The sequence below is a fragment of the Streptomyces sp. NPDC002671 genome (genome assembly GCF_053592475.1).
This window is the reverse complement of sequence record NZ_JBSFVU010000120.1, coordinates 1-5,279: the sequence shown is the minus strand read 5'-3', so window position 1 is coordinate 5,279 and position 5,279 is coordinate 1. Positions and strand designations below refer to the sequence as shown.

Sequence of the window (5,279 nt, the reverse complement as noted above, 5' to 3'; positions counted from 1 at the left end):
CTCACGGAACTCCGCGTCGTACTTCTGTTGCTTGGACCCCATGAACCTCAACTTCCCCTGGTATCACGGACTCCACGCTACGAGGGGACCTTCAAAGGCGGGCACCACCTACCTCGCCCTGATCCACGCGTCAGCAGGGGCCACCCTCCTCGTCAGCGTCTGTCGACGGTCGAGTAATACGTGACCGTCGGCAGACGCGGACGGCTGTTACGCAGGGAGTGTCTTTGCAGACGTGCTCGGGGGTGTCTGCGGATAGAGTACGTGCCGCTCGACTGCCGACCAGATGGTGCTAGTCACCACGTAAAGGGATGCGGCGAGCGGGACGACAGCGATGGTGATCAGCGTGAAGAAGGACGTCACTGGCAGCACCCGCACGAGACCGGCGACAGCATCCGCGCCCGGCACCGACGGGTCTATGCCCGTGTCAGAGGTCGCCTGCTGCTGTCGCGTGCGGCGGTAGGTGATCGTGGCGACCACCGCGGTGATCGCGAAGAGCACCATGTGGACGAATCCTGTGGCCCCGAACACGTCGCCGTGCACGAGCGCGTCGGTCCACCGCTCACCGAGCGGGGCGCCGAGGAGACGGTGGCTGAGCAGTTCGTTCGGGCCGCTTCCGATGCGGCTGCTGGAGAACACCCGATACATCAGGTAGAAGGCCGGCAGTTGGAGCAGCATCGGCAGGCATCCGGTTACCGGAGACACTTTTTCCGCCGCGTACAACTCGGCGAGCGCCTTGCGTAGCGCCTCAGGGTTCTTCGAGTGCTTTTTGCGCAACTGTGCGACTTGCGGCGCGAGCTGAGAGCGTGCCTTCTGCCCCCGTGCCCCGGCGCGGGCGAGCGGATGCAGAGCGAGCCGTACGCAGAGGGTGAACAGGACGATCGCGGCGACCACAGCGGAGGTGTGGAACAGTGGCTGGAGTAGGGCGGCGATGCTGTCGACCAGGTGAGCGAAGGCAGCGAAGATCGGGGTCATGGGTGTGCCCTCCGAGGGTCACGTCATATCGACTGGGATGCGGCGTGACGACCGGCGCAGGGGGCGCGGAGGCAGGGGAAGAAACAGGCGAGCCGTAGCCTTCGGCGGATCGAGATCCAGGATGGGCCTCGGACGAGCCGGTCGGCCATTCATGACAGAGCGGGCCCGGCAGGTTGCCGCGCTCTGGGACGCGACGGTCTCATGGACGCGGCGACACAGCAGGAGGCGGCGTTCTGGCTGTCTGTTTCTTGACGATTCTGCCCGCGGACGGTGTCACGGGCGGACGTGTTGGCCCCTACGCGGCCGTCGGAAGGCGGCGGCCGGGAGCCCGGGGCCGAGTGCGGCCTCGAGCGTCCGGGTCACGTTGGGGCAGGAACGCGGTGCGTTCCCTGCGGTCTCGGAGCGCCGTCCGCACCCGCTGGCGGGGCACGACGGGCACCGACCGGGCAGCCATGACCGTGCAGAAGACGAGTGCTGCGGCCGCCGTAGCCGTCGCCGCGACGGCAACGGCCGAGGAAAGCGAAAAACCGGGTTCAGCGAGGAAGACCTGCGCGAGCACGAGCACCATCAGCACGGCTGACGACCGCAGCGGTGCAACACCTCTCATCACAGGGTCCTCCTCTCCGTGCGGGCCCACATACGCGGGCGGACGTCAAGCTCCGCTCTACTGCGTCCCGTTATACACGAACGGCGGACACAAGCGCCCCAACTTCGGTGCTCCGAGGCCAGTTCGGGTCGAGAACGGAGCCCACCCCCGGCGAGGAATCCGTTGAGGATGCCATGCCAGCTTGAGCCTCCTGCGAACCAGGGTCTCCAGCTCGCTGGAGTGCTTCCCCGGCGGCCGGATACTCGTCAGCGTCCCGACCCTGGACATGCTCGCGCAGACCGCCCAGGCATGGCGCCTGGTGGGCCACCGGGCCCCGATGGCCGCGGTGTGCTCGCTCGAGAACGACACGGCCCTGAACGAGCTGGGGGTGCGCACCACCACCAACCCCATCCAGCTCGCCCTGTGGGCCGGGCACAGGCCGATGGTCGTGTTCGCCATGTACGCCTCCCTGGTGGACCGTGAGGACATCGACGCACCGATATATAGGCCAGCGGAAGGTTTCGCGGGCCGCTGGAGGCCGCTCTGGCAGGCGGAGAGCGCCTCTACGGGCAACGCATGGACGGCTTCGACCTCGCCATCGTGGACAAGGCCCACGGCACCGCCGGTGATCTCGGACGGCCGTGGGTAACGATCCACGACAACGCCCGCATCCTGGCGGACTTCCGGCTCTACCTCACAGCCACGCCACGCATCCTGGCCGCGGCCCAGCCGCAGAAGGGCGCGGACGGCCAGGAGCTGGAGATCGCGAGCATGACCGACGACCCCGAGGGCCCCTACGGCGCGTGGCTGGCCGAACTGGGGCTCTCGGAGGCGATCGAGCGCGAGATCCTCGCAGGGTTCGAGATCGACGTACTGGAAATCCGCGACCCTTCCCCCGTCCTCGGGCTGTCGGAGGAGGCGCGCGGGGCCGGCGCCTGGCCCTGCTGCAGACCGCGCTCCTGGAGCACGCCGCCCGGCACAACCTCAAGACGGTGATGACGTTCCATCAGAAGGTGGAGGAGGCTGCCGGCCTTCGCGGGGAAGCTGCCCGAGACGGCCGCCGAGCTGTGCGTCAACGACGTCTCGGACGACGACTTGACGGCCGCGGGCCGGCTGCCGAAGTCGCCGATCGACGCTGAGTTCTACGAGCTGGAGGCCGGACGTCACGTCCCGCCTGACCGGGTGTGGTCAGCGTGGCTGTGCGGCTACCACCTCGTGTCCGAGCGGCGGGAAGTGCTGCGCCAGTTCGCCAACGGCATCGACCAGTCGCGCAGTTTGGCATCGGTGCCATAGGGGGGCTTTCAGCAGTGCTTTGTCGCTGCCACCATCTGGCCTCGACAGCGTGAATCGGCTTCGTTCGACGGCGGGATTCGGCCCCACTTGGCGATCTTTCGGGCATGATCTGCCAATGGAATCTGCCCCCACCCAAGTCGCGCGGCATGCTGATCCGACATGCCGGGCCCGACGACGGGGCATGGCGACGGGGCGGGGAGGATCGAGTTGATCGTCTGGGTGAACGGTGCGTTCGGCAGCGGGAAGACCACGCTGGTGGACGAGCTGCGTCCGCGCTGGCCCGAGGCGCTGGTCTTTGACCCGGAGATGGTCGGCTATGTGCTGCGGGAGATCGTGGAGGTGCCGACCGGTGATTTCCAGGATCTGCGGCTGTGGCGGCGGCAGGTCGCCGACCTGGCGGTGGGGCTGGTCGAGGAGTACCACCGCCCGGTTCTGGTCCCGATGTCCTTGGTCAATCCTGGGTATGTCGGTGAGATCTTCGACGTGTTGAGGGACGCGGGCATCACCGTCCACCACTTCTTCCTCAAGGTCTCCCGGGAGGTCCTGGAGAAGCGGATCGACGGACGGAGCTTCACCCCGCACGACCCCGAGCAGGACGAGCGGGTCCGGCGCTGGTGCAAGGGCAGGATCGGATCGTGCATGGCCGCGGCTGACACCCTGCCCAGCGACACGGTGTCCCTGGACGGCGAGCTGTCGCCGCAGGAGCTGGCCGACCAGGTGCTGAACCGTATCGGAGCGGGCCCGAGCCGGTAAGGCATCCGGTCTGGTGATGGCGGTGATGGCCTGCGGTCATCCGCCGTCTTGATGGGTCTTGGCATGGGGTGGCGGGATGACCGGGGGGGGGTGATCAACGCGGTAGCCCAAGGGCCTCCCTCTTCCACGACACGGTCACCGTCGCCGCGATCCGGCTGTGGGTCCACCCGTAGGGCCCAGCCGTGGGCTATCGCATGACCGGCCGGTTGGCAGAGGTGTACTCGTCCGCCACGTTGAAGACGCTGGCGCAGCCCGGGCATTCCGCATTACCGAACAGATAGGCAAGTCCATCGGCAAGGACCTCCTGCCCATCGCGGACAGCCGTCTCATGCATCCACCTGCCGGTTCCGGTGAGTTCCTCACAGGCCACCGGCTGCAGGTCCCGTCGCTTCACATCACCCAAATCCCAGTCCCGGATCGCGGAGTACCGACCGTAGTCGCCGATGGCGATCGTGTCCTCTACCCCGCAGTGGGGACAGGCCAGCAGATAGAAGTCATCGGTGAAGTCACCCAGGACCGCCGCCCAGTGGTACTCCTCCTCGACCGAGAGCAGGGCACGGAAGGACACAAGATAGTCAGCGGGCCGCGACCGCAGGTGCCCGTCCAGCACGTCGCGGAACTCCACGATGGCGTCGGCGCAGTCCGCCAGCAGATCGTCGCAGCCATGATGCCCTGCCGCACGCTCCAGGATCTCTCCAGCCAGGGCGCGCGCCTGCGCACTGCGCGGCGCGAGACGCACCAGGCGCGGGACGGCAGCGAAGCTGGCCGGGGACACCAGGTCATGCTCGAGGACAAGCCGCCATCCCAACTCCTTCCACGCCTCTGCGTCGTCATCGCACTCGACCCGCTCCAAGAGCTCCGGAACACGACCAACCTCGAACCAGCAGTCACGCATCTGTGCCCAGTCCACCACTGCGGTATTGAACCTTCCCGAGGTGGCCAGAGGCGAGGTCGCACGCGCAGCTCAGCGGTGGTGGCATCTGGCTGTGTCGGTTTCTGAGGGGTTCTGGCACACATTCCGTGAGGACGATCAACGGCGTTCTGCCACGGTGACGTGGCGTCATCTGGGAACGTGGTGCGGTGTGATGACCTCATAGCGGTGTTGTTTCCGCATTTCAGCGCGGTTCTGGTGGAGCGGATGTTCACGGAGTGCGGTGTGGTGCACATCGTTGCGAGAACCTTCGATGGGCCTGCTTCTTGTCCGGACTGTGAGCTTGCTTCGGGTCGTGTGCACAGCTGCTATCAGCGTCGGCTTGCTGATACTCCGGTCGGTGGCCAGCCGGTGGTGATCGAACTGACCGTGCGGCGGTTGTACTGCGATAGCGACCTGTGCGGGCGACGTACGTTCGTCGAGCAGGTCGCGGGGCTGACGTTCAGGTACGGGAGACGCACTCCAGCTTCACGCTATGTCCTGGCAGCCGTTGCGGTCGCCCTCGCCGGCCGCGCCGGGCGGGGCTTCACCCTTGGTCGTGGACACCGGTTGTTATGCGGCGGTGGCCAGCGTAGTTGATCGTTGTTCGTAAGCGATCGGGTTGATCTGGCCGAGGCGGGAGTGCCGTCGCTGGGTGTTGTAGCGGGTCGCCCATCGGAAGACCGCGAGCCGGGCCTCAAGGGCCCCGTTCCACCGCTTCCGTCCCTGGAGCGTCTCGCGTTTCATGGTCGCGTTCAGGGATTC

General features: G+C 66.9%; 6 protein-coding genes and 1 pseudogene. 3 read left to right on the top strand and 4 right to left on the bottom strand.

Going from position 1 to position 5,279, the window contains the following annotated elements:
• Positions 1 to 207 precede the first annotated feature (207 nt).
• Both ACWD35_RS44810 and ACWD35_RS44805 read right to left on the bottom strand, forming a co-directional pair.
• Positions 208 to 972, bottom strand: a complete 765-nt coding sequence (locus ACWD35_RS44810; protein WP_451357068.1) for a YidC/Oxa1 family membrane protein insertase — start codon at positions 970 to 972, stop codon at positions 208 to 210.
• 295 nt (positions 973 to 1,267) lie between these two features.
• A complete protein-coding gene (locus ACWD35_RS44805; protein ID WP_451357067.1) occupies positions 1,268 to 1,579 on the bottom strand; it encodes a DUF6412 domain-containing protein in 312 nt (103 codons plus the stop codon).
• Between the two features lie 208 nt (positions 1,580 to 1,787).
• On the opposite strand from ACWD35_RS44805, the pseudogene ACWD35_RS44800 reads away from it, so the two are divergent.
• A pseudogene (locus ACWD35_RS44800) lies at positions 1,788 to 2,821 on the top strand (DEAD/DEAH box helicase); the annotation flags it as partial.
• A 237-nt stretch (positions 2,822 to 3,058) separates the two neighbouring features.
• Positions 3,059 to 3,604, top strand: a complete 546-nt coding sequence (locus ACWD35_RS44795; RefSeq protein ID WP_451357070.1) for an AAA family ATPase — start codon at positions 3,059 to 3,061, stop codon at positions 3,602 to 3,604.
• Positions 3,605 to 3,791: 187 nt separating this feature from the next.
• Here ACWD35_RS44795 and ACWD35_RS44790 read toward each other — a convergent pair whose 3' ends face one another.
• Positions 3,792 to 4,517 (bottom strand): hypothetical protein, encoded by a 726-nt coding sequence (locus ACWD35_RS44790; RefSeq protein ID WP_451357066.1) that lies wholly within the window; start codon positions 4,515 to 4,517, stop codon positions 3,792 to 3,794.
• 225 nt (positions 4,518 to 4,742) lie between these two features.
• Here ACWD35_RS44790 and ACWD35_RS44785 point away from each other — a divergent pair, with 225 nt between their 5' ends.
• Positions 4,743 to 5,114 carry a transposase family protein gene (locus tag ACWD35_RS44785; protein ID WP_451357069.1) on the top strand — a complete coding sequence of 124 codons (372 nt, stop codon included), beginning with the start codon at positions 4,743 to 4,745 and terminating at the stop codon, positions 5,112 to 5,114.
• Here the strand turns inward: ACWD35_RS44785 and ACWD35_RS44780 are convergent.
• On the bottom strand, positions 5,088 to 5,279 hold a 192-nt coding region (locus tag ACWD35_RS44780; protein WP_451357065.1), incomplete at its 5' end, for an integrase core domain-containing protein. The genes ACWD35_RS44785 and ACWD35_RS44780 overlap by 27 nt on opposite strands.